A 25,067-nucleotide genomic window follows, 5' to 3' on the forward strand; every position below is an offset into this window, starting at 1 on the left:
AAAAAAGCTGCAGTTTGTGATTATGGTGTAGTTTTAATAAAAGGTGTCATACAGAAATGTATGGCATTTTTTATTGTATAGGAAAATGCCTGTAAAGTAGTGTTTTGTCCTTTTGTAGTATATTTTTTTTGAAATGGCAGATAATGTAAGAGAGCATTATAGTTACTGTTTACTTGAAAGCATTACACTGCTTGCAAAGATATTTGTCAATGAGTGAATGGTGACAGATAAAATATAGTGTAATTTATTTTATAGAGTGGTTATGCTATATGTAGAAATGAAAAATTAAATGCGAAAAATAAGGAGGATTAACATGGAGCAGATTACAAAAAGAAATGAAGCCGTAAAAGACAGCAAACAGACAAGAATGTTCTGTTATCAGTGTCAGGAGACGGCAGGAAACAAAGGTTGCACGGTATCAGGAATGTGTGGGAAAGTTCCTGAAGTAGCAAATATGCAGGATTTACTTATATATGTGACAAAAGGTCTTTCTGCCGTGACAACGAAAATGAGAGAAAAAAAGCTTGCAGTTGATGAGAATGTAAATCACAGGGTTACATTTAATCTTTTTACAACGATTACAAATGCAAATTTTGATAATGAGTCGATAAAAAACAGGATAAAAGATACATTGCTTGAAAAGGAAAGATTATTAAAAAAACTTAATGACGAGGACAAAGAGAAACTTCCTGAGGCGGCATTATGGAACGGTGATGAGAGTGAGTTTGAAAAGAAAGCTAAGGAAGTTGGTATTATGGACACTGAGAACGACAATGTCCGCTCGTTGAGAAGCCTTATCACTTATGGAATAAAGGGAATCGGTGCATATTCAAAGCACGCAAATGCACTTTTAAAAGATAATCCTGAGATAGACGCTTTTATCCAGAAAGCACTTGCCGCAACGCTTAGGGATGATATTTCCGTAGATAATCTTGTGTCACTCGCACTTGAGGTCGGAAAAAACGGTGTAGCCGTTATGCAGCTTCTAGACAAGGCAAATACCGACGCATACGGTGAACCTGAGATAACAAAGGTAAATATAGGTGTTAGAAAAAATCCGGCAATACTTGTGTCGGGACATGACTTAAGGGATTTAGAGATGCTTCTTGAACAGACTAATGGGACGGGGGTTGATGTATATACACATTCGGAGATGCTTCCGGCATGCTCTTATCCTGCATTTAAAAAGTATGAAAATTTTGTCGGAAATTATGGGAATGCGTGGTGGCAGCAGAAGGACGAATTTGAAAAATTTAACGGTCCGATACTTATGACAACAAACTGTATCGTGCCGCCAAAGGAAAGCTATAAGGACAGGCTCTATACAACGGGTGCGACAGGCTATCCGGGATGTAAGCACATTACGGGCGGATATGGTGAGAAGAAAGATTTCAGTGAGATAATAGAACACGCAAAGAAGTGTCCGCCACCGACAGAGATAGAAAAAGGAGAGATTTATGGTGGGTTTGCACATGAACAGGTGATAAAACTTGCAGACAAGATTGTTGATGCAGTCAAATCAGGAGCGATAAAGAAATTTGTCGTGATGGCAGGCTGTGACGGCAGGGCAAAAAGCAGAGAATATTATACTGCATTTGCAAAAGCACTTCCGAAAGATACAGTGATACTGACGGCAGGATGTGCGAAATACAGATATAATAAACTTGACCTCGGCATGATAGGTGACATACCGAGAGTACTTGATGCAGGTCAGTGCAATGACTCTTATTCGCTTGTAGTTATAGCAATGAAATTAAAAGAAGCTTTCGGACTTGATGATATAAATGCCCTCCCAATAATCTATAATATCGCATGGTATGAGCAGAAAGCCGTACTTGTACTTTTGGCTCTTTTGTCGCTGGGAATAAAAAATATACACTTGGGTCCGACACTTCCGGCATTTTTAAGTCCGGAGGTCGTTGATGTGCTCGTCGATAAATTTGACATTGCAGGAATTACGACCGTTGAGAACGATATGGAGATATTCTTTGGGTGATGATATGAGCTTTTCTGTATTTTGCAGGAGTAATATTTTGTGATTTTTTAAACTGTCTTATAAAATGTTCAATATTTTTATAACCACACTGCAGACTTATCTCCTCAATCGTTTTGTTTGTGGAGGACAAGGAATGTTTAATAAATTATCCGTGGAATGATTTCTTGCTTTAAACTCGGAAGAATTTGCTGCATCAATAAAAAAAGATGCAGGTGTTTTTATTAAAAGTAAAAGGTAGGCGGGATGTCCGAGTGGTCTGTCCACGATAAAAGTGGAGTCATGGGCGGCGTTTTCGCCTATTTTTAATATGTTTATCATATGTTAGCTGTTGTCCTTTCGTTAAAATAGATGAAATAGATAATGGAGAAACCGGCTATATGTTATGTTAATTGCGGGTTATGGTAGTTTTGTAATAAGCGAAAATATATAAAATTCAAATCTGGCTGTATAAAATATTATTGTGTTTATCTGATTATAAAAATTGATATATGAGAATATATCAATTTTTTATTAGTATAATCTATTGAAACAATAGCGTCAATAAAATAATATTATATTGTTATTAAAACATATACTCTCCTTATCTTAGTTTTGAGAAGATAAAGAGAGTGCATTAACAAAGAAAGGCGGCAGATTGATATGGTAAGGACATTTAATACACATAATATTAGAAAACAGCAGGAATTAACGGGAAAATATTGGGATTTTTCTCCTTGCGTGGGCAAATATGCAGGTGAACATTTTAAGGTTGCAACGCCTTGCTGCTGGGAGAGTCATCCGAAGTTTGCAGGGTATCGTGGAGAGGGAGAATACACCACGATATTTAAAGCTGGTGGAAATATAAGGCTTGAATTTAAGGGGATAAGCCACACAGCAGAAGTATGGCTTGACGGAAGGAAGATTGCAAAACATTATAATGCATATACGATATTTGATGCCGTGTGCACTAATCTTTCATATGGCGAGCACACGCTGACAGTAAGAGCCGATAACAGATTCAGCGAAAAAAGTGCATTACATATACCAAATGATTATATGTCATATGGTGGAGTGAGCCGCCCTGTAGTGCTTGAGCAAATATCAGATGTTTATATTAGAAATGTTCACGTTACACCTTACAGAGCAGATGGAAAATGGAAAGCAAAGATTGAAATTTATCTTGAAAATACAAAGGGTAATAAATATGGAGATAAAGATTGTTTTAAAATAAATGAGACAGAAAATATTAGTGAAAATAACAGATGTGTGTCAGATAGAGAGAACGATATAAAAAATTCTGAAAACAGAAGCGTGGATGTTTTGGTAAAAGTGGCAGGAGAAAATTTAATATTAAAAAATATTGATGCAGAAAAAAATAATATTGTTAAGGCAGAAATGGAATTTGATAACATAAATGAATGGACACCAGAAACACCTGAACTTTATTATATTGAGGTTAAACTTTTAAGAAATGAAAAGGCGTTTGATGACCTTATTGACAGATTTGGGTTCAGGGAGATAAAAGTATCGGGAAAAGAAATACTTTTAAACGGGGAGAAAATAAGGATAAAAGGTGTCTGCCGTCATGAGGATCATCCACAGTTTGGGTGTGCACTCCCATTTGCGGCTATTGCGGCAGATATTGAGCTTGTAAAGGATATGGGTGCAAATTCGATAAGGACATCACATTATCCAAATGATGAGATTTTTCTTGATATATGTGACGAGCAGGGAATACTTGTGTGGGAGGAAAATCATGCGAGAGGTCTTAGTGAGGAGAACATGAGAAATCCTAACTTTGAACCGCAGGCAGAAAAGGTGATAGAGGAGATGATACCGGCACATTATAATCATCCGTCAATTTATATATGGGGGATATTAAATGAGTGTGCGAGTGACACGGAGTATGGAAAAGAGTGTTATAAAAAGCAGTTTGACATAATAAGAAAACTTGATACATCAAGACCGTGTTCATTTGCAAGCTGTAAAGTTAAGACGGACATATGCTTTGAGCTGCCGGATGTGGTTTCATATAATATTTATCCTCTGTGGTATCATGACACTGAGCCGGATGAATATCTCGATGACCTTTATAAATGGGTGCAAAATGAAACTAAAGGTGTGGGAAAACCATTTATGATAACGGAGATAGGAGCAGGTGGTCTTTACGGCTATAGAAACAATTATGATTCAAAATGGACGGAGGAGTATCAGGCAGAAGCACTTAGAAAACAGCTTACAGCGGTATTAGGGTATAAAGACTGTATTGGTGTTTATATCTGGCAGTTTTGTGATATAAGGATAAGTGATGAGTGGTTTGGCACAAGACCAAGAACGATGAACAATAAGGGGATTGTTGATGAATTTCGCAGAAAAAAACTTGCTTACAATGTGGTAAAGGAGATTTTTAACAAATAAAAGATACTTTGTATTTGAGGTGATTATGTTTTTTTGTTATAATTGTCTATGATAGATATATTTTAGAAGTGAAATAAACACTTTGCCGGCTATTAAGTGTATTCAATAACTATATGGCTTTAAGTGGATTGTGAATATCCGCTTGACTAAATAAAGAATGGAAAGGGAAGTAGAATTATGCCTGTTATAAAAAAAGGAAATTGTTATATGGCTCCGAGTGCTGATATAATCGGGGATGTCACTTTGGACGAGGAGGTCAATGTATGGTATCATGCAACCATAAGGGCTGATGCGGACAAGGTTTATATAGGAAAGAAAAGCAATATTCAGGATAACTGCGTAATTCATGTCGATGAGGGGTATCCGGTTCGTATAGGTGACAAAGTGACCGTCGGACACGGTGCGATAATACACGGTTGTGAGATTGGGGACTGCTCTCTTATCGGTATGGGTGCAATATTGCTTAACGGCTGTAAGATAGGGAAAAACTGCCTGATAGGAGCAGGTGCACTTGTAACGGGTGGTGTTGATGTGCCTGACGGCTCGGTAGTGCTTGGAAATCCGGGTAAGGTTGTAAGAAAGATAAGAGACGAAGAACTAGAAGCGAATATAAAAAATGCGGGAGAGTATGTAAAAGAGGCGAAGGAGAGATTTGAGGTCGAGAGTCAGCCATAACTATAACTAATATATAAATGCAAAAAAAGATTATACGCAATGTATAATCTTTTTTTTGACCGCCATACGCAGTCTGAAAATCATTTTGTAAAAAACTTATTTTAATCTTGTATATGTAATTTTGAATGGTAATAACAAATTCATTATATGATATATATCAATATAATGCAAGTGATTTTTAACATATTCCTAAAACTAATGAAACGACAAATGCCAAATCGTGAATAGTAATCAAAATATAACATGATATATGCAAAATGTCAAATTAACCATGATGAAAGCGGTAGAAATATTCTGATTAAAAAGAGGTAAGAGGTGTATTCAAAGAGGGATTAGGAATAAAAAAGGTGGTATAAATACTTGAATAATATAAATGAATGTTGTATATTATAAATAAGTGCAAAATAAAATTCAATGTCATTTCATTATGGTTTGAAAATAGGAGGATGTATATGAACAGAAATAAACAGGTTTTAATGGATAGAGCAAATGTTTGTGATAGTACAAATAAAACAATGGAGCAGTTATATAATATTGCTTTGGATATTGGAACTTCATCAGTTGGATGGTGTGTTACGGATATGAATGGCAAATTGATGAAGTTTAAGAGAAGAAATATGTGGGGAGCAAGATTATTTGATAAAGGACAGACAGCGGAAACAAGAAGATTAAAAAGAAGTCTGAGAAGAAGATATGCGAGAAGAAGGCAGAGAATAATTTTACTTCAAAATTTATTGGGAGATATGGTTAATCAAAAAGATAAGAATTTTTTTGTAAGGCTTAATGAAAGTTTTTTGTGGAAGTGTGATAAGACAGAAAAATCAGATTATTTATTGTTTGCAGATAAGGATTATACGGATAAAGAATATTATAAGAAATATCCAACAATCTATCATTTAAGAAAACATTTGATTGAGTCAAATGAAAAAGCTGATCCAAGAATGGTTTATCTGGCAATACATAATATTATTAAACATAGGGGTCATTTTTTGTATCAGGGGCAGAAATTCGAGGAAGTAAGTGATTTGTCAGATATAATAAATGAATTAAGTGACTGTTTAAAATGTAATTTTGAAGGGGCAGAGTTTAAAATAGAAAAAGAAGTTATAGAAAAAGTGGAAGAAATTTTCAATGAAAAAACAAAAGAAGGGGTAAATAATGAACATAAGAAAAGTAAGGCTGAAAAATGCGAAGATTTAGAGAAGATTTTAGTTGATAATAAATGGGATAAAAAAATAAGTAAAGAAATAGCCAAAGCCTGTCTTGGGTATAAATTTAATGTAGGAACTGTAATTGGTGAAAGTGAACTTAAAGGAGAGGATGGAAAAAGTATAAAAATACAATTTGATGACAGTAAATATGAAGAAAAAATACTGGAGCTTGCAGAAAAAATAAATGATAAGATTGAAATAATTAACATATTACAAAATGTTTATAGCTGGATTGTTATGGAAGACATTTTATCTGGATATAAATATATCTCCGATGCAATGGTTGATAAATATGAAAGACATAATAAACAATTAAATATGCTTAAAAGATTATTTAGAAAGTATTTATCAAGGGATGATTATTTGGAATTTTTTAGAAAAGAAAAGGGTAAAGAAAAAGATGAAAATAAGGAAAAATATATTATAAATTATGTAAATTATATTAAAAGAAATAAGCGATGTGCAAATACAAAAGGGACAGCAAGAGAAAATCTTTATAAGGAGATTAAAGGAAAATTTAAAGGTATGGCTGAAAATGATGCGGAGTATCAGTTGATTTTAAAGGAAATGGATAATGATGAATTTTTGTTAAAGCAAAAAGATGTAAATAATTCAAATATTCCGTATCAGATAAATCTCATTGAATTAGAAAAAATAATTGATAATCAGGGGAAATATTATCCTGTATTGCTGGAAAATAGAGAAAAAATAATTAAATTACTTACATTTAGAATACCATATTATATTGGACCGGTAAATCCAAGAAAAAATGATAATAAATTTGCGTGGGTAAAGAAGAAAGAGGGGCATGAGACAGAAACTGTTAATCCGTGGAACTTAGAAGAAATTGTAGATATTGATGTAACTGCCGAGCGTTTTATTGATAATATGACCGGATTTTGCACATATTTACCGGAAGAAAAAGTATTACCAAAAAATTCTTTGATTTATCAGGAATACAAGGTGTTAAATGAACTTAATAAAATAAAGGTGAATGATAAAGGATTAGATATAAAAACAAGAAATGACATTATTGAGGGAGTGTTTAAGAAACAAAAAAATATAAATGAAAAAACATTAAAAAACTATTTGTTATCTATTAATTATCTGGGAGCAAAAGTAATTGAAGAATATAAGATTGAAGGATACCAGGGTGATAAGCAATTTGCTAATTCTATGGGAAGCTATATTGATTTTAAAAAAATATTAGGAAGTGTTGATGTTAGAAATTTGGATATGATTGAAGAAATAGTGTATTGGCTTACTGTTTTTGAAGAAAAAAGCATAGTAAAACGTAAAATGATACAAAAATATAGTGATAAATTATCAGAAAAGCAATTATCAAGAATACTTGATTTGAAATATGACGGCTGGGGAAGATTTTCCAAAAAATTTTTAACAGGGATATATGGAGATTATTATGGCGAAAAGAAAACAATTATGGATGTTTTAAAAGAAGATAACAAATTGCCTAATTTAATGCAGATTATAAATAAAAAGGAGTTTGGATTTAATGAAATAATAGAGAAAAACAGAATTAAGCTGGATGAGGGAGAGGTGCTTAAAGATGCTATTGATAAAATACACTGTTCGCCTGAGGTACGGAGAGGAATATGGCAGAGTATGAAACTGGTAGAGGAGGTAATAGAGATTGAAAATGGTGTACTTCCTAAAAATATTTATATAGAATTTGCCAGAAGTGAAGAAGATAAAAAAAGAACAAAAAAACGAAAAAATAAATTAGAAGCTGCATACAAAGTTTTGAAAAAAGAAATAGATGTGTATAATGAAAAGGTTTTAAAGGAGTTGGGTGAATATAAAGAAAAACTTGATGAAGAAAAAGTTTATTTATATTTTTTGCAAAACGGTCAATGTATGTACACAAAACAGGAATTAAATCTGAATGGATATTTAAAAGATTGTGAAATAGACCATATAATTCCGCAGTCCGTATATGACGAAGATAGTTTAGATAATAAAGTGTTGGTATTAAAGGGGGCAAATCAAGAAAAAGGAAACAGAATACCTTATGATTATATAAAAGAAAAAAATAAAGTTAATTGGGAAAGTATGAAAATATGGTGGGAAAAATTATATAAGTGTGGTTTGATGAGTGAGAAAAAATATAAAAGATTAACTACGCAGAATATAGGAGAAATTATAAATAGCGGATTTATAAAACGCCAATTGACAGTTACGAGCCAGATGATAAAAAATGTTGCTAATCTTATAACTGATTATTATGGTGGAAAAGTTAATGTAATGGCAGTTAGAGCAGCATTTTCGACAAAAATAAGGAAAACATATTCTGAACTTGTTAAGGGAAGTGATGGAAATTACATTGAAAAAAATGATGGGGATTGTTTTATTAAGAATAGATTTTTGAATGATTTTCATCATGCACATGACGCATATTTAGCTTCTATAATAGGAAAATATTTAAATACGGTATATCCTAAAATGGCAGATGAAATAAATTATAATAAGTATATTAAATATTATAATGAACAATGTAAGAAAAATAGAAAACAGAAATTTAATTTTATTTTATCAAAATTTGATAAGATTTTTGAAAGAGATGGAGAAATTGTCTGGAATGGAGTGGAGCAGATTAAATATTTGAAAAATATCTTAAATTACAGGGATTGTATCATAACACATAAACTTGAAGAAAATACGGGAAGTTTTTATGATGAAAATAGATTGCCGAAAAATGACAAAAGTGAAAAATTGATACCAATAAAAGAAGGTCTTCCGGTAGAGCGTTATGGTGGATATCAAGGTGGCGAAGCTGCGTACTGTTGTCTGATATCATATGTAGAAAAGAAAAAACAACAGCTTGAATTAGTAAAAATTCCGGTGATGACAGCAAAAAAGATTTATGATGGAAAAACAACACTTGAAAATTATCTTAAAGACAAGATGGGGTTAGATGATATACATATAATCCGCAAAAAGATAATGAAATATCAGTTGATAGAGGAAGATGGATGTAGATATTATCTGGTATCTGCGGAAGAACTTGCAAATGCAAAACAGCTTGTACTCGGAAGTAAGAATGTCAGATTTAATCGTATATTAAATATAATTGAAGATAATAGATACAATGGATATTCTCCTGAATATATACAGAGGGGATTAGATGATTTTTATGAATTTTTAATTGGTAAAATTCAAAAAGAGTTTGGAAGGAGCAGTTCTGTAGCTGAAGAAATTTATGATACGAAAGTATTTTATAAATTAGAGAGTGCTAAAGATAAGGGAGATTTTATAATGGAAATATTAAAATTGACTAATATAGGATCAGATTATCCATATTTAAAAAAATATAAAAAGTATAATAAAATCTCGTCATCTCTGATAGACAGAAAGGGAAGAAGTAAATATCAAGGATACAAGATAAAACCGGGAACAGTTTTAATAGATCAGTCTGTTACGGGTTTATATGAGAGGAGGTTAGAACTTTGAGTTGGAGAACGGTAGTTGTGCAGAGTAGAGCTAAATTATCTTATAAGAATGGGTGTATGATTATAAGAACTGATGATGTAAGATTGATTCACTTATCGGAAATTAATACATTAATTGTTGACTCTATGCAAGTGTCAATAAATTCTTTTTTGTTATGTGAGTTAATAAAGAAAAAGATAAAGGTTGTATTTTGTGATGAAAAAAGAAATCCGATAAGTGAATTGATAGGGTATTATGGGTGTCATAATTCAAGTAAAAAGTTGATGCAGCAAATTAAATGGGATATAAATTATTCGAGGTTAATATGGACAAAAATTATAAAACAAAAGATATTAAATCAGGCATTAATGCTTAAAAAATATGGCTTTTGTACGGAGGAGAAATTAGTCACTTATGCTGATGAATTAGAATATTTTGATAACACCAACAGAGAAGGTCATGCAGCGAAAGTATATTTTAATAGTCTTTTTGGAAAGGATTTTTCAAGAGATGATGTGAATGATATTAATGCAGCATTAAATTATGGATATTCAATTTTACTATCAAATTTCAATAGAGAATTGGTTGCAATTGGATATTCGACAGAATTAGGAATAAAGCATACGAATGAATATAATTCGTTTAATCTTTCATGTGATTTTATGGAACCATTCAGAGTTATTGTGGATGAGATTGTTTATAACAATATCGGAATACCCTTTGATAATGAATATAAATTAAAACTTGTAAATCTTCTTAATAAAAGAGTTGATTATGGAGGTAAGGAATTTTATTTGACAAATGTAATACAAAAATATGTGAGAAAGGTTACTGAAACTATAGAAAAGCTAACAATGGCTGAATTAGTTTTGTACGAATTTAAGTGATGTATAGATTTATGAGAATAATGGTTTTATTTGATCTTCCTACTAAAACTGTTGGAAATAGAAAAGAGTATCTTAAATTTAGAAAGTTTTTGCTTAATGAGGGTTTTATAATGATGCAGGAATCAGTATATACAAAATTAGTATTGAATGGTTCATCAGCAAAGCTTGTAAGAGATAAGGTGAAGAAAAACGCACCGGTTGATGGATTAGTAGAAATGCTTACCATAACCGAAAAACAGTTTAGTGGGATAGAGTATATTGTTGGGAGAAAGAGTGACTTTGTTTTGGATACAGATGAAAGGCTTATAGTGATATGATATTAAAAATTTTTTCTTTTGAGAATGATATAGATTTTTCAAAAAATCATATAAATGTATTGCAGATACAAAATAAAAAATTATTTGCAAAGATGTTGAGTAGTTTTAATAATATGTGCAAAGGGTTATCAGTTGAGTGTGATGAGGTGATTACATTACTAGAACAAGATGAAATAGTTGATTTTACTAAAAATGTTCTTTTTGTAGTAGACTTTTTGAACTTTGATTTTAATCAGAGGAGAATTCAGACGGTTTTGTATCAATACATAGATAAAATAATTAAATTAGAGCCAGAAATATTGTCAAATATAAATAATCTACAAGATTCGATACATATTGAATTTATGAGTATAATGGAGGAGTTCCCGTTTGAAATATTGTGCAAAAAAGATATTTCTATTTTAGATATATTAAAAATATATGGCGTTAGGATTAAGGCAAATGTTGATGAAAAGATAATTGAAAAGCTTTTTAGAATAGTTGAATTAGTTCAGTGCCTAGATTTGGCAAAATTGATAATCCTTGTAAATGTGAAACAATACTTAGATTCAGATGAAATAGTTGAATTTTATAAGTATTGTGTGTATAATAATGTAAAGTTGCTATTACTTGAAAGAGGTTCAGAGGTTTCTCCTTTGGAAAGAGAGAGAGTACTTTTTGTTGACGAGAACTTTGATGAATTTTTTATACAATAATATGTAAGTGGAGGTGAATTTATATAAATGATATGTTACTGTTTGAAATTGAATTTTTGATAAATTCAGAATATATGGTTGAAATCTCATTTTTGTAAGGAAAATGAATGGTAATAAAAAATGTAAAATTGAGGTTTTAGGTGTATGTAATTTTGAATGGTAACACAACTAAAAATCAGTTAGTAGGCAAGGATGAACAGTTTTAGGTGTATGTAATTTTGAATGGTAACACAACTGTATGAATTTTGCAGAATTTATACAAGTATGTTTTAGGTGTATGTAATTTTGAATGGTAACACAACTAAATGCTATTAAATAAAAGAATCCCCAGAGGTTTTAGGTGTATGTAATTTTGGATGGTAGGAAATAGTGCTGTGATAAACTATAATTCACATTTTCTACGCTATTAAAAGGTCTGTATTATCAAATCATATAATACAGACCTTTTTTATAAATCATATTTTGCGATTGCTCACGAATTAAAACTCTCAATCCTACATTCGTGTATTTTGGTTTTCTTATCATAATTAATTTCGATAAGCAATATATTTCTGATAAATTACAACCGATACTATAATATGCGGTAAGCATATCTGCCGTTATGGATTTGCCAAAAATTCAGCCTACAAAAACCTCTTAAGTACCTCCAGCACTCCATTTTCCCAATAAGGGGCACAGGTATGCTTTGCTGCCGCAATAACCTCCGGTCTTGCATTTGATACGGCATAACTTTCGCCTGCGCCTTTTAACATCTCGGTATCGTTGAGATTATCACCGAAACAGCAGACTTCATCAGGTGTGATATTGTATTTGTCCATTAAAAATGAAACGGCAGTCCATTTGCTTATGCCGCTGTGATTACAGTCAACCCATTCTTTTCCGGCGGAAGTGACATGAGCTTTGTCTTTCCATGCAGGTATGAAGTGCGGTGAGCAGAGTTCTTCGCAGGAATCGGGATGGTAAACAGTGAATTTTATAATATCATCATTTTCAAGTTTTGTCAGGTCATCGATTTCACGCATCTCAAAACCATAAGAGTCCCTGAGTCTGTGGAAAATTGGACTTGCACCGTCTTCAGCATAGCAAAGGTCAGGACTTGCCGCAAAATAATCACAAGCAGGAAGTTCATCCCTTACCATGCGGCACATATCTTTCCAGAGTTCATTTGACATGGGATATGTTTTTAAAATCCTGTCAGGAGTACGCACGACAGTACCGCCGTCAGTTATATACATCAGTTTATCTTTGATGGGAGCAAAGAGTTTCTGCTCACTTGAAAACTGTCTGCCTGAGCAGACGGTGAAGATAATCCCCTTATCAATAAGTTTGCTTATAACAGTCATATATTCAGGATCTATTATGAGAGTACCGTCTTTGACAAGAGTACCGTCAATATCTGTAGCAATCAATTTAATCATATACAATAAAACCTCATTTCTTTAAATTCAGTTGAAATCTTGTTTCATTATTATATATTAGAAATTTCAGTTATGCAAATATTATACGGAGAGTGCCGATATTTTGTAACGGTTCTGAAGCTGCAATATAATGAGCAGGCTGCAACAATAACACAGTGATTGGACTTCTTAACAGTTTCAAATCTACAATATAAAGAGCAAACTCGTGTAGTACAGACTATATTTGAGGGGCGGAACAGTTACCACACTTTACAATTTTTAAAAATTTACTATAATTAATAATGCAAAGGGCAACCGGTATAGCAAAATTAACATATAATAGCAAAATTCAAACACATATATATTTAAGCTTGGCAAATGCAAAAGCAATATAAAATTAAAGAAAATTTAAGGAGGTCTTATCATGAACGAGACATTAAAAGTATTAGAATCAAGAAGAAGCTGCAGAAATTTTAAAAGTGAGCCTGTTGAAAACGAGAAGTTAGAGGCAATTATCAAAGCCGGAACTTACGCACCGACAGGAATGGGTAAGCAGTCACCTATAATAATCGCTGTGACGAACAAGAAGCTTCGTGACAAAATTGCAGAGGAAAACCGTAAGATAGGGGGATGGAATGAGGGCTTTGATCCGTTTTACGGTGCACCTGCAATTCTTATGGTTTTGGCAGACAAATCTATGCCTACATATAAATATGACGGTTCGCTCGTCATGGGTAATCTTATGAATGCTGCTGAGAGTCTTGGTGTGAACAGCATTTGGATTCACAGAGCAAAGGAAGAGTTTGAATCAGATTTTGGAAAGAAGATTTTAAAAGATTTAGGAATAGAGGGTGACTATGAGGGTATAGGTCACTGTGCCATAGGCTATGCGGCTGAGCCGTTGCCACAGGCAGCAGAAAGAAAAAATGACTATGTTTATTATGTAAAATAAAGTGAGGCTAAAAATATGACATCAGAAAAAAGCGGTGTGTTATATAATGAACTGCTTAAAAAAGGTTTTAATGAAGAACTTTGCAAAGAGATAGCATACCGCTATATGAATACTGACTATACGGCGACGAGGATGCTTGGGTATCTTTACCGGGTCAGCAGTCTGAGTGAGGAAATGCTTATCGATGAGATGCTGGCTATACTTGATGACCGTGAGAGATTTCGTAAAAAACACGAGATGGAGTCGGCACAGGCAGTCATTAATAAAGTTTATAATGACGGACTTGACTAAAAAAGAAATGAGGATAAATATGAGCGTTACATTTGCCGGGACTATGCGAGGATATGAAAAAAAGAATATTATAAAAGATGTGATTGCGGGAATAATCATTATGGCTGTCTCAATTCCTATTTCGATGGGGTATGCACAGATAGCAGGGCTGCCAGCCGTTTGTGGACTGTACGGTTCGGTGTTTCCAATAATCGCATTTGCATTGCTGTCTACATCACCACAGTTTGTGTTTGGTGTGGATGCGGCTCCGGCGGCACTTGTAGGTTCGGCACTTATCAGTTTTGGGATAGAGAGCGGTTCAAAGGAAGCACTTACAGCAGTTCCTCTGATAACATTTTTTGTGGCACTCTGGCTTTTTGTGTTTTATCTTATGAAAGCAGGAAAACTTGTAAATTATATATCAGCTCCCGTTATGGGAGGGTTTATAACGGGGATATGCACTACTATAATATTGATGCAGGTGCCAAAACTACTCGGAGGAACTTCGGGAACAGGGGAATTGCCCGAACTTTTAAGTCATCTTGCGGAAACGATAGGGAGTATAAATATACCATCGCTTATACTCGGTGTTTCGGCACTTATAATACTTACTGTTTCTAAAAAAGTTATGCCTAAGTTTCCGATGGCGGTATTGCTGATGGGTGCCGGAGCAGTTATGACATATTTTCTGCCGGTCGGTTCATGGGGCATAAAGACGCTTGATAAAGTGGAAACGTGGCTTCCGAAGTGGGCGTTGCCTGATTTTTCAGTCGTGCCTTTAAAGGATGTTATAACGGTCAGTCTTTCCGTGGCGGTCGTGATACTTGCCGAGACACTTCTTGCCGAAAATAATTTTGCACAAAAGAATGGCTACAAGATAGACGACAATCAGGAGATACTCGCTTTTTCGGTGGGAAATCTTCTCGCATCACTTACGGGATGTTGTCCTATAAATGGCTCTGTCTCACGAACGGCAATGGGTGAGCAGTATCAGGGAAAAACGCAGCTTATGGGTATCGTTGCAGGAATTTCAATGATGGCATTACTGTTGTGTGGAACAGGTTTTATAGGTTATCTTCCTGTGCCGGTGCTTACGGCTATAGTTATCTCGGCACTGGCAGGTGCAACAGAGTTTGAACTTGCAGCAAGGCTTTGGAAAGTCAGCAGGACTGAGTGTCTGATATTTGTCGGTGCGTTTATGGGAGTTCTTTTTCTTGGAACGATAAACGGTGTTCTTATAGGAATAATCTTATCTTTTTCAGAAATGATAATCAGGACTTCAAAGCCGGCAAGATGTTTTCTTGGAATACAGCCGGGACACAGGCATTTCCGTGATATTGAGGAGGGCAGACAGATACACGAGGTAAAGGGAGTTGTTATCTATAGATTTAGCAGTAATCTTTTCTTTGCAAATGTTTCGGTTTTGCAAAAAGATATAGAAAATAGTCTAAAAGCCGACACAAAAGCTGTCATAATAGATGCGAGCGGTGTAGGAAGCATTGATATAACGGCGGCGGACCGACTTGTGATTTTGCAAAAGAGCCTTGAGGAAAAAGGCATAAGATTTTATATAACTGAGCATATCGCAGACCTTAACGAACAGATGAGAAAACTTGGGATAGGCTATCTTGTAGAGGCAGGCTGTGCAAGAAGAACAATACATATCGCTCTTAAGGATATGGGGATAAACCGTCCGTATCCGTTGGAGGGAGGAGTTGACAACGAGGAGATAAGCGGCTCAAGAAAAAGAGCGGATAATCGTGTGCAGGAGTTTGTCTGGGCTTTTGGAAAGCATACGGAAAAAGAAATAGAAAAACAGATAGTAAATCAGATAAAGCAGCTTAAAAAAGATGTAGGAGAAATTGATGTTGAGAAGCTTATGCACGGAGCATGGACGCATATGGAGGAGCTTGACCAGGATGAGTGGCTTGAACATCTTGAAGAACATTTAAAAGAAATCGTTAATATTTCAGGGAAAGATGAAAAGACGCTCGCAATAAAGCTTGAAGAACACAGAAAAGAGGTTTACGAACATATCTCCGAGCATCATCCGGAGCTTGCAAAGCGTTTTAAAGAGAGAAGACATATACTTGATGAACATTTAAAAGAACGCAGACCTGAGGTTTATGAACTTGTTGTCAGGATGCGTGATAAAGTACAACAATGAAAAAGCTGTCAGGTAGTGGCAGTTAATGGTGACAGTGATATCTATTTAGAATCCATTTGAAAATATGGACTTTTGAGCCTTGATATGGTAATATATTGAAATGTATCAAGGCTCTTTTCTTTTAAAAGAGTTTTTTTGCGGACAAAGATTTAAAAGTCTGAATAAGTGTTCTGGACAGTGTAGTAGTCCGTGATTATTTAGAAAGGCGGAAATTCCATATAGCAAGGTGTTTCCGAATAGGTAAAAGATAAAATGAAACTAGGAATCGTTGGTCTTCCAAATGTTGGAAAGAGTACATTATTTAATTCACTTACAAAAGCAGGAGCAGCAGAAGCAGCGAATTATCCGTTCTGCACGATTGAACCTAATGTAGGAGTCGTTCCGGTGCCGGATAAGCGACTTGATGTTTTGACGCAGATGCACAATTCTGCAAAGACTATTCATGCAGTTATCGAGTTTGTCGATATTGCAGGACTTGTCAAGGGCGCATCAAAGGGCGAGGGTCTTGGAAACCAGTTTCTTGCTAATATCCGTGAGGTTGATGCCATCGTTCATGTGGTACGCTGTTTTGATGATACAAATATCGTTCATGTAGATGGAAGCATTGACCCGCTGCGTGATATTGAAACTATCAACTTAGAGCTTTTATTTTCGGATCTTGAGATATTAGACCGCAGATATGCAAAACTTGCAAAGAGTGTCAAAAATGACAAGACACTTGTTAAAGAGTTTAATCTTGTTGAGAAGTTAAAAAAGCATCTTGAGGATGGAAATCTTGCAAAGACATATGAGCCGGAAGATGAGGATGAGGAAGAGCTGTTAGAGAGTTTTAATCTTTTGACATATAAGCCTGTAATATATGCAGCAAATGTTTCAGAGGATGATTTGGCGGATGATGCAGCTAACAATGAATATGTTGCAAAAGTAAGAGAATATGCTGCTAAAGAGGGCTCAGGAGTTTTTGTTATCTGTGCACAGATAGAGCAGGAAATTGCAGAGTTAGAAGATGATGAGAAGAAAGAGTTTTTAGAGGATCTTGGTTTATCTGAGTCAGGACTTGACAAACTTATAGCAGCCAGCTATAAACTTTTAGGATTGATAAGTTTCCTTACAACGGGAGAAGATGAAACAAGAGCATGGACTATCACAGAGGGCACAAAGGCTCCTCAGGCGGCAGGCAAAATTCATACTGACTTTGAGCGTGGTTTCATCAGAGCTGAAGTTGTAAGTTATGACAATCTTGTGGAGCAGGGCAGCATGAATGCAGCAAAAGAAAAAGGTCTTGTGCGTTCTGAGGGAAAAGATTATGTTGTTCAGGACGGAGATGTAGTTCTTTTTAGATTTAATGTTTAATACTATTGCATTTAAGGGGGAAACTGATGGGAGCTGATGTTAGATTTCCGCATTTAGGGATAGAGATTGAAAAACTTGGCAAGAGCATTTCAATCGGTGGTTTTGCCATTGCGTATTATGGCATCATTATTGCTTTTGGCATGGTATGTGGCTATCTTATTGCGGCATGGCAGGCAAAGAGAACAGGGCAGGATAAGGAAATGTATCTCGACCTTGCTTTGTGGGATATTATATTTGCCGTTATAGGTGCAAGAGTTTACTATGTGGTGTTTAGTTGGGATTATTACAGTAAGCATCTGAAAGAGATAATCAATACAAGAGGTGGCGGAATGGCTATCTATGGAGGAGTGATAGCCGGAGTTATAACAACATTTGTATTCTCAAAGATTAGAAAAGTCTCATTTTTGAAACTTGTGGATACTGCATGTGCAGGACTTCTTATCGGACAGATAATAGGACGCTGGGGAAACTTTTTCAACAGAGAAGCATTTGGTGGTTACACAAACGGACTTTTTGCAATGCAGCTTAAGAGAAGCGATGTGGCACAGTCAAATATCACACATGACATGATAAAGCATCTTGTTGATATAGACAATGTTTCGTACATTCAGGTGCACCCGACATTTTTATATGAATCATTGTGGAATGTGGTTGTTTTACTGATAATAATCTTCTTTACCAAAAAGAAAAAATATGACGGACAGTTGTTTCTTATATACCTTTTAGGTTATGGCTTGGGCAGGTTCTGGATTGAAGGGCTTCGCACGGACCAGCTTTTGATACCGGGAACACATATTGCGGTATCACAGGTATTATCTTTGGCAGTTGCCATTGTATCTGCGATTATACTTATCGTAATGTTTAAAAAGAAAAAAGCTGCAGACAAATAATGTGATGAATCGGTCAGAAGAAAGTTACAGACAGATAATGGTAAAGGTTAAAAACAGATAGAAATTTAATTCAGACATAAAAGCAGGCACCAAGAAACGGTGACTTTGATTTTAAATATCAAGGCCGCCGTTTTATTTTTTTAATCTATTTTGGCTATTCTTTGCATAAAAATCATTTGTTGCTAAATTGAATTTCTTTATGGGTGCATAACTTTAGTTCTATACTCTTACTGAGTTCACGCATAATGATAATATTTTCTCTTTTTTATAAAGAAAGTTATGGTGATGCACATTGTCAGGAGTTCGGCGACTGCGACAGATGACCATATACCGTTTATGCCTAATATCATCGGCAGCAGAAGTACTGCTGACAACTGGAATACGAGAGTCCGGAGAAATGATATTGCGGCGGATATGGGACCGTTGTTTAATGCGGTGAAGAACGATGAGCCAAATATGTTGCAGCCGTTTATAAGGAATACAAAGCAATATATTCTAAATCCCATGACAGTCATTTCATATAATGAACGATCATAGCCTACAAATAGTTTAGAAACCGGTGCGGCGAGGAATTGTGCGAGTACAAAAAGTGCAAATGCCCATATGCAGATGAGAGTAAGGCTTTTTCTGAAAAGGTTTTTAAGTTCATCGTGGTTTTGGGCACCGTAGTGGTAACTTATTATAGGTGCACTTCCAATGGAATATCCGATGAATATTGCAACAAAGATAAAGTTTACATACATTATGGTTCCGTAGGCGGCAACACCGTTTTCACCTGCAAATTTCATGAGCTGTAGATTGTATAATGAGTTTACGATGGAACTTGACAGGTTTGTCATAAGTTCTGATAAACCGTTAGAGCAGGTGCGTATAAGGACTTTGCCGTAAAAATGTGTTTTGCCAAGCTTAAGCGGACTTTTGTTGTGTCTGCCAAAATATGCAAGTGGTAAAAGACCGCCTACACATTCGCCGCATACGGTTGCTATTGCAGCTCCTTTTAAACCAAAGCCGAGTACGGCGATGAAAACATAGTCGAGCACCATGTTTGTAAGACCGGCGGCAACGATTACCATAAGTCCGAGTTTTGGTTTTTCGGCAGTAACAAAGAAACTTTGGAAGACATTTTGGAGCATAAACGGCATAAGAGATATAAAACTTATTCGTCCGTACAGTACACAGTTGTCGAGAAGTTCACCGGTTGCACCTAAAGCGATGCTTACGGGACGGACTAAGATGGCACCGAGAACGGCAAAAAATAAACCGCCGATTATAGTCGTGTAAACTATCAATGAAAAATATTCGTTTGCTTTTTTGTTTTTCTTTTCACCGAGTGTTTTTGCAACTATGGCACTTCCGCCTGTTCCCATCATAAAGCCTAGAGCACTTAGTCCCATAATTAAAGGGAGTATGAGATTGATAGCAGCGAGCGCCGTCTTGCCAACAAAGTTTGATACAAATAATCCGTCAACGACACTGTATATTGATGTAAATATCATCATTATTATTGACGGATATACAAATTTTAAAAGTTTTTTAAATGTAAAATGTTCCGATAATTGGATACCCATAATTTACCTCCGCAGTCATTTGTTGAGTTTATTAATTTATTGTGATTGTCAAAAACAAAAGTAATCTAAATTTTATTCTTTTGTAGTTATTCGTTGAGCTTATTAAATTCATTGTGCAGCGATATGATGTATTTTTTGCACATACTAAGTAAAAGTTTCTGTTCGTCTTTGTTTAATGAAGAAAAGGAATTGTTTTCGCACTTTACTATGGGATATATCTTTTCCTGTATAAGTAGTTTGCCTGTCGGTGTCAGATTTATGTGCTTTGAGCGGCCTTTTCCATCTGAAAAAGATATATATCCCTCTTTTTCGAGTTTGTGTATCGAAGAATTGATAGTCTGCTTTGGCAAAAAAGAAATTTTTTGTATGTCACTTTGCAGGCAGCCGTCACCGAGTTCAAAGACCGAGTACAATATGTCAAAGGAACTTTCGGAAAGACCTGCATTTAAGGCTGTTTCGTGATAAAGGTCATTTAATTCTTTGTAAAATTTATTAAATTCTAAAAGCGGTTTACTTATAACCGGTTTTTCATCAGAATGAATATCTTTATATACAGGTATATTTTTCATAATAATATCAGCTTCTTATCTTAAGTCCGATTTCGTACTTAGAATACTATAATGTTATTTTGCTTTTTTGTCAACAAGAAAACAGGTTAAGGAGAAAAATATGACTTTTTTTTGTCACCCACTTGCAAAAAGTGGGGAAAAGTTATATTATAGGGGATATAAGTGGTTAAAAGTGGGGACAAATTGCATATAGGTGGTAGAAAGTGGGTGATTATTATGTTTATGGGTCAGTATGAGCATACTATTGACACCAAGGGCAGAATAATCATTCCTGCCAAATATCGAAACGAATTGGGCGATACATTCGTTATAACGAAAGGATTAGATGGCTGCCTTTTTATCTATCCGTCGCAGGAGTGGATAGATTTTGCAGACAAGCTGATGGGTCTTTCGTCAAGCCAGAATACAAGAAGATTACAGCGTCAGTTTTTATCAAAGGCTATGGAAGTTACAACTGATAAACAGGGAAGGATACTTATTCCCGGATTGTTAAGGGAGAGTGCAGGCTTGGAAAAAGATGTTGTTTTTCTTGGTATGATGAACCGTATAGAAGTATGGGACAAGGAGAGACTTAAAGCTGAGGAGAAAATAGAGGAGACAGCGGGTCTTGATGAGGCTATGGACGAGCTTGGTATTTCGTTATAAGTAAGAATATTAGTGCAGAAGTGAGGGTTATTATGGAATTTGTTCATAAGTCGGTTCTACTTGATGAAGTTATAGAGGGACTTGACATTAAGGAAAATGGCACATATGTTGATGGAACACTCGGAGGTGCCGGGCACGCCGGTCATGTGTGTGAACGACTTGGCACGGATGGCAGATTTATTGGTATAGACCAGGATGAAGATGCTATCAAAGTCAGTACGGAGAGATTGAAAAAATATGGTGATAAGGTAACTATAGTCAGGAGCAACTATTCGGATATGCCGGATGTTGTTCATGAACTTGGTATTTCAGGTGTTGACGGCATAACACTTGACCTCGGAGTATCATCATTTCAGTTAGATACGGCAGAGAGAGGTTTTTCTTACAGAATGGATGCACCTCTTGATATGCGTATGGATACAAGACAGCCGTTATCAGCGGAAACGGTTGTAAATGAGTACACGGAAAGCGAACTTTTCCATATTATAAAAAATTATGGCGAAGATAAATTTGCAAAGAATATTGCAAAACATATTGTGATGGAGAGACAAGAAAGTCCTATCCTTACAACTAAAAGATTGGCTGAAATAGTCGACCATGCGATACCGATGAAGATGAAAAAGCAGGGAGGACATCCGGCAAAAAGGACATTTCAGGCAATAAGGATAGAAGTAAATCATGAATTGGATGTTTTGGAGAAAAATCTTAATGACATGATAGACTTACTAAATCCGGGAGGAAGATTTTGTATAATCACATTTCATTCTCTTGAGGACAGAATTGTGAAGAATGCATTTAGAACGGCACAAAACCCTTGTGTTTGTCCGTCTGATTTTCCAGTTTGCGTATGTGGGAGAAAACCAAAAGGGAGAGTTATAACGAGAAAACCTATACTTCCAAGTGGAGAGGAAATGGAAGTTAATCCGCGTTCAAAAAGCGCAAAACTGAGAATATTTGAGCACAATTAGTGGCAGAACAAGGAGGAGTCAAATGTCAGAATATACCAGAAACGGTTATACATATGAAAATAATAAGAGAAGGCACATTCCTAATTACAGGAAAAACACATATGTTGAGGGAAATACAGTCAGACAGCTTGAAGCTGTACCAAAAAGAAGAGAAGAAGAGAGAATAGAGCGTGAGAAACGCAGAAGAAGACAACTTGATCCGGGTAATATTGCAATACCTGGTGTTTCAGTGTTTAATATAGTTTTTATGATGTGTGTTGCGATTATCCTTATAGGAGTTACTGCATCATTTATAAGTGCACAGAACAGAAGTGTTGCACTGAAAAAAGAGGTGGTCGCACTTCAGTCAGAAATTCAGGAGCAGAAGATTTCAAATGATGAGAAGTATGAGGAAATATTAAATGGAGTAGATTTGTCGCAGATATATAAAAAGGCGACAAGAAAACTTGGCATGGTAAGAGCAGAGAATAATCAGGTGTTTAAATATAAAAACAAAAAGAGCGACATGGTTAAGCAGTACGCTAAAGTGCCTGAAACAACGAATAAATAGAATATTATCATTGCCGGATGCACAATAAATGTGAGCGGCAGATGATTGTCAGATTGGTAGAGGTTTGTTGCAATGGACAAAACGATGTTAAAAAAAATAAGACGAAGAAATATAAACAGATTAAGGCGGGAATCAAGAGTAAAGCTGGTTATAGCCATACTGCTTATATTTGCACTTATTATGGGTGCAGGTGTCAGAGTAATCTATTTAAATGTAAACAAAGGAACAGAGTATAAAAAAGAAGTTTTGTCTCAGCAAAGTTATGTAAATAAGGTGATTCATTATAAAAGAGGGGATATTGTCGACAGAAATGGCAATACCCTTGCTAAGAGTACCAAAGTATATGATCTTATATTAGAGCCTAAGCAGGTTATAGAGGCAGATGAAAACAGACAGGCAGCGGATAAGGACGCTGATGCATCGAAAAAAGCAACAGCAGCCGCTTTAAAAAAAGTGTTTGGTATCAGTGAAAAAACATTTTATTCAATTTTGTCAAAAAAACCTAATTCTATGTATTATCCGATGAAGAAATATACATCAATTCAAAGAAAAATTGTTGAAGAATTTAATAAACTCGCAGATGAGGACAGCGATATAACGGGTGTGTGGTTTGAAGAAAAATATATAAGAACTTATCCATATTCTGAGGTAGCAAGTACGGTGCTTGGTTTTTGCTCTTCTGACGGTAACGGACTTGGAGGTATTGAAAGCTGGTATAATTCAAGCCTTAATGGTGTGAATGGCAAAAGCTTTGGTTATTATGATTCAAATCTTAATCTTATAGAAAAAGTAAAGGAAGCAAAAAACGGAAATAAGATAGTATCGACTATAGATATAAATGTGCAGGGTGTACTGGAAAAGAAAATGAAAAAATTTCAGAAAGATACCGGCTCAAAAAATATGGGTGTTATCCTTATGAATCCCCAAAATGGGGAGATATATGCGATGGCAGATTATCCAAGTTATAATCTCAATGATCCTAGAAATCTTTCGGTGAAATTTTCAAAGTCTAAGATAGCAAAAATGTCATCAAAGAAAAAGGGTGAGGAATTACAGAAATTATGGCGAAATTTCTGTATCTCCGATGCGTACGAACCGGGTTCGACTTTTAAACCGGTTACGGTTGCGGCAAGCCTTGACGAGGGCGTGACATATGACGGAAAACATTATCGTTGTGACGGAGGTCAGAAGATAGGACCTACATATATAAAATGTGTGGCATATTCTAACGGAGGTCATGGAGATATAGATCCGTGTAAGGCTTTGATGAAATCTTGTAATGATGTGATGATGCATATGGCGGCGGATCTTGGTGCAACCAGGTTTGCAAAATATGTCAGAAGTTTTGGCTTTGGTTCAAAGACTGGTATAGACCTGCCGGGCGAAGCTGAGGGCGGTATATTCAGCAAAGAAAAACTGCATCAGGTCGAACTTGCAACTTCGAGTTTTGGACAGGGTCAGACTGTTACGATGATTCAGCTTGCATCAGCATTTAGTGCAGTTATAAACGGCGGAAATTATTATCAGCCTCATGTTGTTAAGGAGATAAATTCAGAGAGTGGAGCAGTTGTTTCATCCAATGATAACACACTTGTAAAGAGAGTTGTCTCGGAAGATGCGAGCAAACTTATAAGAAAATATCTTGAAAAGACTGTTGAGGATGACGAGGGTACGGCAGGCCCTGCAAGAGTAAAAGGGTATGTTATAGGCGGAAAAACGGGTACGGCTGAGAAATGGCCGAGAAATGAAGGAAAATATCTTGTTTCATTTGCAGGCTTTACACCGACGGATAAGCCGGAACTTATGATATATGTTGTTATTGATGAACCTCATGTTTCAGACCAGGCACATAGTACATATGCTACTGAGTTTGCGAGTGAAGTTCTTAAAGATGTTCTTCCGATGTTGGGTATATATAAACAGACAGGCAAATCCGACAGTGCGAAAAAAATCACACTGCCGTCAACAAAAAAAGGAAATCAGCTTCTTGAAGTTCCAAAGGGAGGATTTTCTTCAAGCACTTATAAAGTTGCAAAAAGTAAAAAAAATAACGGATAATTCGTTTTTTGGTGCATAAAAATCTATACCTGTAATACAATACTTAATAGCCATA

General features: G+C 35.3%; 19 protein-coding genes and 1 CRISPR repeat array. Of the genes, 16 read left to right on the plus strand and 3 right to left on the minus strand.

Going from position 1 to position 25,067, the window contains the following annotated elements; translation table 11 throughout:
- Positions 1-313: 313 nt before the first annotated feature.
- From hcp to csn2, 7 genes are all read left to right on the plus strand, one after another.
- Positions 314-1,996, plus strand: coding sequence for a hydroxylamine reductase (gene hcp / locus DW721_RS02720; protein WP_118744710.1), 1,683 nt, complete (start codon positions 314-316; stop codon positions 1,994-1,996).
- 639 nt (positions 1,997-2,635) lie between these two features.
- On the plus strand, positions 2,636-4,393 hold the full coding sequence (locus tag DW721_RS02730; RefSeq protein ID WP_118744712.1) for a glycoside hydrolase family 2 TIM barrel-domain containing protein: 1,758 nt from the start codon (positions 2,636-2,638) through the stop codon (positions 4,391-4,393).
- 177 nt (positions 4,394-4,570) lie between these two features.
- On the plus strand, positions 4,571-5,068 hold the full coding sequence (locus DW721_RS02735) for a gamma carbonic anhydrase family protein (RefSeq protein ID WP_118744713.1): 498 nt from the start codon (positions 4,571-4,573) through the stop codon (positions 5,066-5,068).
- Positions 5,069-5,520: 452 nt separating this feature from the next.
- Positions 5,521-9,747, plus strand: a complete 4,227-nt coding sequence (gene cas9, locus DW721_RS02740) for a type II CRISPR RNA-guided endonuclease Cas9 (protein ID WP_182436179.1) — start codon at positions 5,521-5,523, stop codon at positions 9,745-9,747.
- Positions 9,744-10,613 (plus strand): type II CRISPR-associated endonuclease Cas1, encoded by an 870-nt coding sequence (gene cas1, locus DW721_RS02745; RefSeq protein ID WP_118744715.1) that lies wholly within the window; start codon positions 9,744-9,746, stop codon positions 10,611-10,613. Before cas9 ends, cas1 begins: the two co-directional genes overlap by 4 nt.
- Positions 10,614-10,624: 11 nt before the next feature.
- On the plus strand, positions 10,625-10,930 hold the full coding sequence (gene cas2, locus DW721_RS02750) for a CRISPR-associated endonuclease Cas2 (protein WP_118744716.1): 306 nt from the start codon (positions 10,625-10,627) through the stop codon (positions 10,928-10,930).
- Positions 10,927-11,625 (plus strand): type II-A CRISPR-associated protein Csn2, encoded by a 699-nt coding sequence (csn2, locus tag DW721_RS02755; protein ID WP_118744717.1) that lies wholly within the window; start codon positions 10,927-10,929, stop codon positions 11,623-11,625. The genes cas2 and csn2 overlap by 4 nt, the downstream gene beginning before the upstream one ends.
- Positions 11,626-11,758: 133 nt before the next feature.
- A CRISPR array of direct repeats spans positions 11,759-11,995; the repeat unit is 37 nt; unit sequence GTTTTAGGTGTATGTAATTTTGAATGGTAACACAACT.
- Positions 11,996-12,248: 253 nt separating this feature from the next.
- On the opposite strand, the gene DW721_RS02760 is transcribed toward csn2, so the two are convergent.
- Positions 12,249-13,043, minus strand: a complete 795-nt coding sequence (locus tag DW721_RS02760; RefSeq protein ID WP_118744718.1) for a Cof-type HAD-IIB family hydrolase — start codon at positions 13,041-13,043, stop codon at positions 12,249-12,251.
- Positions 13,044-13,446: 403 nt separating this feature from the next.
- Between DW721_RS02760 and DW721_RS02765 the strand changes: the two genes are divergently transcribed.
- From DW721_RS02765 to lgt, 5 genes are all read left to right on the plus strand, one after another.
- Complete coding sequence (locus tag DW721_RS02765) at positions 13,447-13,974, plus strand: nitroreductase (RefSeq protein ID WP_118498382.1); 528 nt, start codon at positions 13,447-13,449, stop codon at positions 13,972-13,974.
- Positions 13,975-13,989: 15 nt separating this feature from the next.
- Positions 13,990-14,265, plus strand: a complete 276-nt coding sequence (locus DW721_RS02770) for a hypothetical protein (RefSeq protein WP_118744719.1) — start codon at positions 13,990-13,992, stop codon at positions 14,263-14,265.
- 19 nt (positions 14,266-14,284) lie between these two features.
- Entirely contained in the window at positions 14,285-16,411 is a 2,127-nt protein-coding gene (locus DW721_RS02775; RefSeq protein ID WP_118744720.1) for a SulP family inorganic anion transporter, read from the plus strand.
- Between the two features lie 252 nt (positions 16,412-16,663).
- Positions 16,664-17,764, plus strand: coding sequence for a redox-regulated ATPase YchF (gene ychF, locus DW721_RS02780; RefSeq protein ID WP_022014564.1), 1,101 nt, complete (start codon positions 16,664-16,666; stop codon positions 17,762-17,764).
- Positions 17,765-17,790: 26 nt separating this feature from the next.
- Positions 17,791-18,654, plus strand: a complete 864-nt coding sequence (gene lgt / locus DW721_RS02785; protein ID WP_118744721.1) for a prolipoprotein diacylglyceryl transferase — start codon at positions 17,791-17,793, stop codon at positions 18,652-18,654.
- Between the two features lie 236 nt (positions 18,655-18,890).
- On the opposite strand, the gene DW721_RS02790 is transcribed toward lgt, so the two are convergent.
- The gene (locus DW721_RS02790; protein WP_118744722.1) at positions 18,891-20,222 is read right to left on the minus strand and encodes an MATE family efflux transporter; all 1,332 of its coding nucleotides are present in this window, start codon (positions 20,220-20,222) and stop codon (positions 18,891-18,893) included.
- An 86-nt stretch (positions 20,223-20,308) separates the two neighbouring features.
- A complete protein-coding gene (locus tag DW721_RS02795) occupies positions 20,309-20,791 on the minus strand; it encodes a MarR family transcriptional regulator (RefSeq protein ID WP_118744723.1) in 483 nt (160 codons plus the stop codon).
- A gap of 162 nt (positions 20,792-20,953) precedes the next feature.
- Here DW721_RS02795 and mraZ point away from each other — a divergent pair, with 162 nt between their 5' ends.
- The 4 genes from mraZ to DW721_RS02815 all read left to right on the plus strand — a co-directional run bounded on the left by mraZ (position 20,954) and on the right by DW721_RS02815 (position 25,012).
- Entirely contained in the window at positions 20,954-21,436 is a 483-nt protein-coding gene (mraZ, locus tag DW721_RS02800; RefSeq protein WP_347560346.1) for a division/cell wall cluster transcriptional repressor MraZ, read from the plus strand.
- A gap of 32 nt (positions 21,437-21,468) precedes the next feature.
- On the plus strand, positions 21,469-22,404 hold the full coding sequence (gene rsmH / locus DW721_RS02805; RefSeq protein ID WP_055943402.1) for a 16S rRNA (cytosine(1402)-N(4))-methyltransferase RsmH: 936 nt from the start codon (positions 21,469-21,471) through the stop codon (positions 22,402-22,404).
- A 22-nt stretch (positions 22,405-22,426) separates the two neighbouring features.
- A complete protein-coding gene (locus tag DW721_RS02810) occupies positions 22,427-22,954 on the plus strand; it encodes a hypothetical protein (RefSeq protein WP_055943399.1) in 528 nt (175 codons plus the stop codon).
- A 72-nt stretch (positions 22,955-23,026) separates the two neighbouring features.
- Positions 23,027-25,012, plus strand: a complete 1,986-nt coding sequence (locus DW721_RS02815; protein ID WP_118744724.1) for a penicillin-binding transpeptidase domain-containing protein — start codon at positions 23,027-23,029, stop codon at positions 25,010-25,012.
- Positions 25,013-25,067: the final 55 nt, after the last annotated feature.

This window comes from Clostridium sp. AM27-31LB (assembly GCF_003480745.1).
GTDB classification, from domain to species: Bacteria; Bacillota; Clostridia; order Lachnospirales; family Lachnospiraceae; genus Butyribacter; species Butyribacter intestini.

What these genes read in the sequence shown, in the direction of transcription:
- DW721_RS02810 (WP_055943399.1), top strand. Translation starts at nt 22,427, where the DNA reads ATGTCAGAATATACCAGAAACGGTTATACATATGAAAATAATAAGAGA.
- cas2 (WP_118744716.1), top strand. Translation starts at nt 10,625, where the DNA reads ATGAGAATAATGGTTTTATTTGATCTTCCTACTAAAACTGTTGGAAAT.
- DW721_RS02730 (WP_118744712.1), top strand. Translation starts at nt 2,636, where the DNA reads ATGGTAAGGACATTTAATACACATAATATTAGAAAACAGCAGGAATTA.
- DW721_RS02795 (WP_118744723.1), bottom strand. Translation starts at nt 20,791, where the DNA reads ATGAAAAATATACCTGTATATAAAGATATTCATTCTGATGAAAAACCG.
- ychF (WP_022014564.1), top strand. Translation starts at nt 16,664, where the DNA reads ATGAAACTAGGAATCGTTGGTCTTCCAAATGTTGGAAAGAGTACATTA.
- cas9 (WP_182436179.1), top strand. Translation starts at nt 5,521, where the DNA reads ATGAACAGAAATAAACAGGTTTTAATGGATAGAGCAAATGTTTGTGAT.
- hcp (WP_118744710.1), top strand. Translation starts at nt 314, where the DNA reads ATGGAGCAGATTACAAAAAGAAATGAAGCCGTAAAAGACAGCAAACAG.
- DW721_RS02775 (WP_118744720.1), top strand. Translation starts at nt 14,285, where the DNA reads ATGAGCGTTACATTTGCCGGGACTATGCGAGGATATGAAAAAAAGAAT.
- DW721_RS02770 (WP_118744719.1), top strand. Translation starts at nt 13,990, where the DNA reads ATGACATCAGAAAAAAGCGGTGTGTTATATAATGAACTGCTTAAAAAA.
- rsmH (WP_055943402.1), top strand. Translation starts at nt 21,469, where the DNA reads ATGGAATTTGTTCATAAGTCGGTTCTACTTGATGAAGTTATAGAGGGA.
- DW721_RS02790 (WP_118744722.1), bottom strand. Translation starts at nt 20,222, where the DNA reads ATGGGTATCCAATTATCGGAACATTTTACATTTAAAAAACTTTTAAAA.
- DW721_RS02815 (WP_118744724.1), top strand. Translation starts at nt 23,027, where the DNA reads ATGGACAAAACGATGTTAAAAAAAATAAGACGAAGAAATATAAACAGA.
- DW721_RS02760 (WP_118744718.1), bottom strand. Translation starts at nt 13,043, where the DNA reads ATGATTAAATTGATTGCTACAGATATTGACGGTACTCTTGTCAAAGAC.
- DW721_RS02765 (WP_118498382.1), top strand. Translation starts at nt 13,447, where the DNA reads ATGAACGAGACATTAAAAGTATTAGAATCAAGAAGAAGCTGCAGAAAT.
- DW721_RS02735 (WP_118744713.1), top strand. Translation starts at nt 4,571, where the DNA reads ATGCCTGTTATAAAAAAAGGAAATTGTTATATGGCTCCGAGTGCTGAT.
- csn2 (WP_118744717.1), top strand. Translation starts at nt 10,927, where the DNA reads ATGATATTAAAAATTTTTTCTTTTGAGAATGATATAGATTTTTCAAAA.
- lgt (WP_118744721.1), top strand. Translation starts at nt 17,791, where the DNA reads ATGGGAGCTGATGTTAGATTTCCGCATTTAGGGATAGAGATTGAAAAA.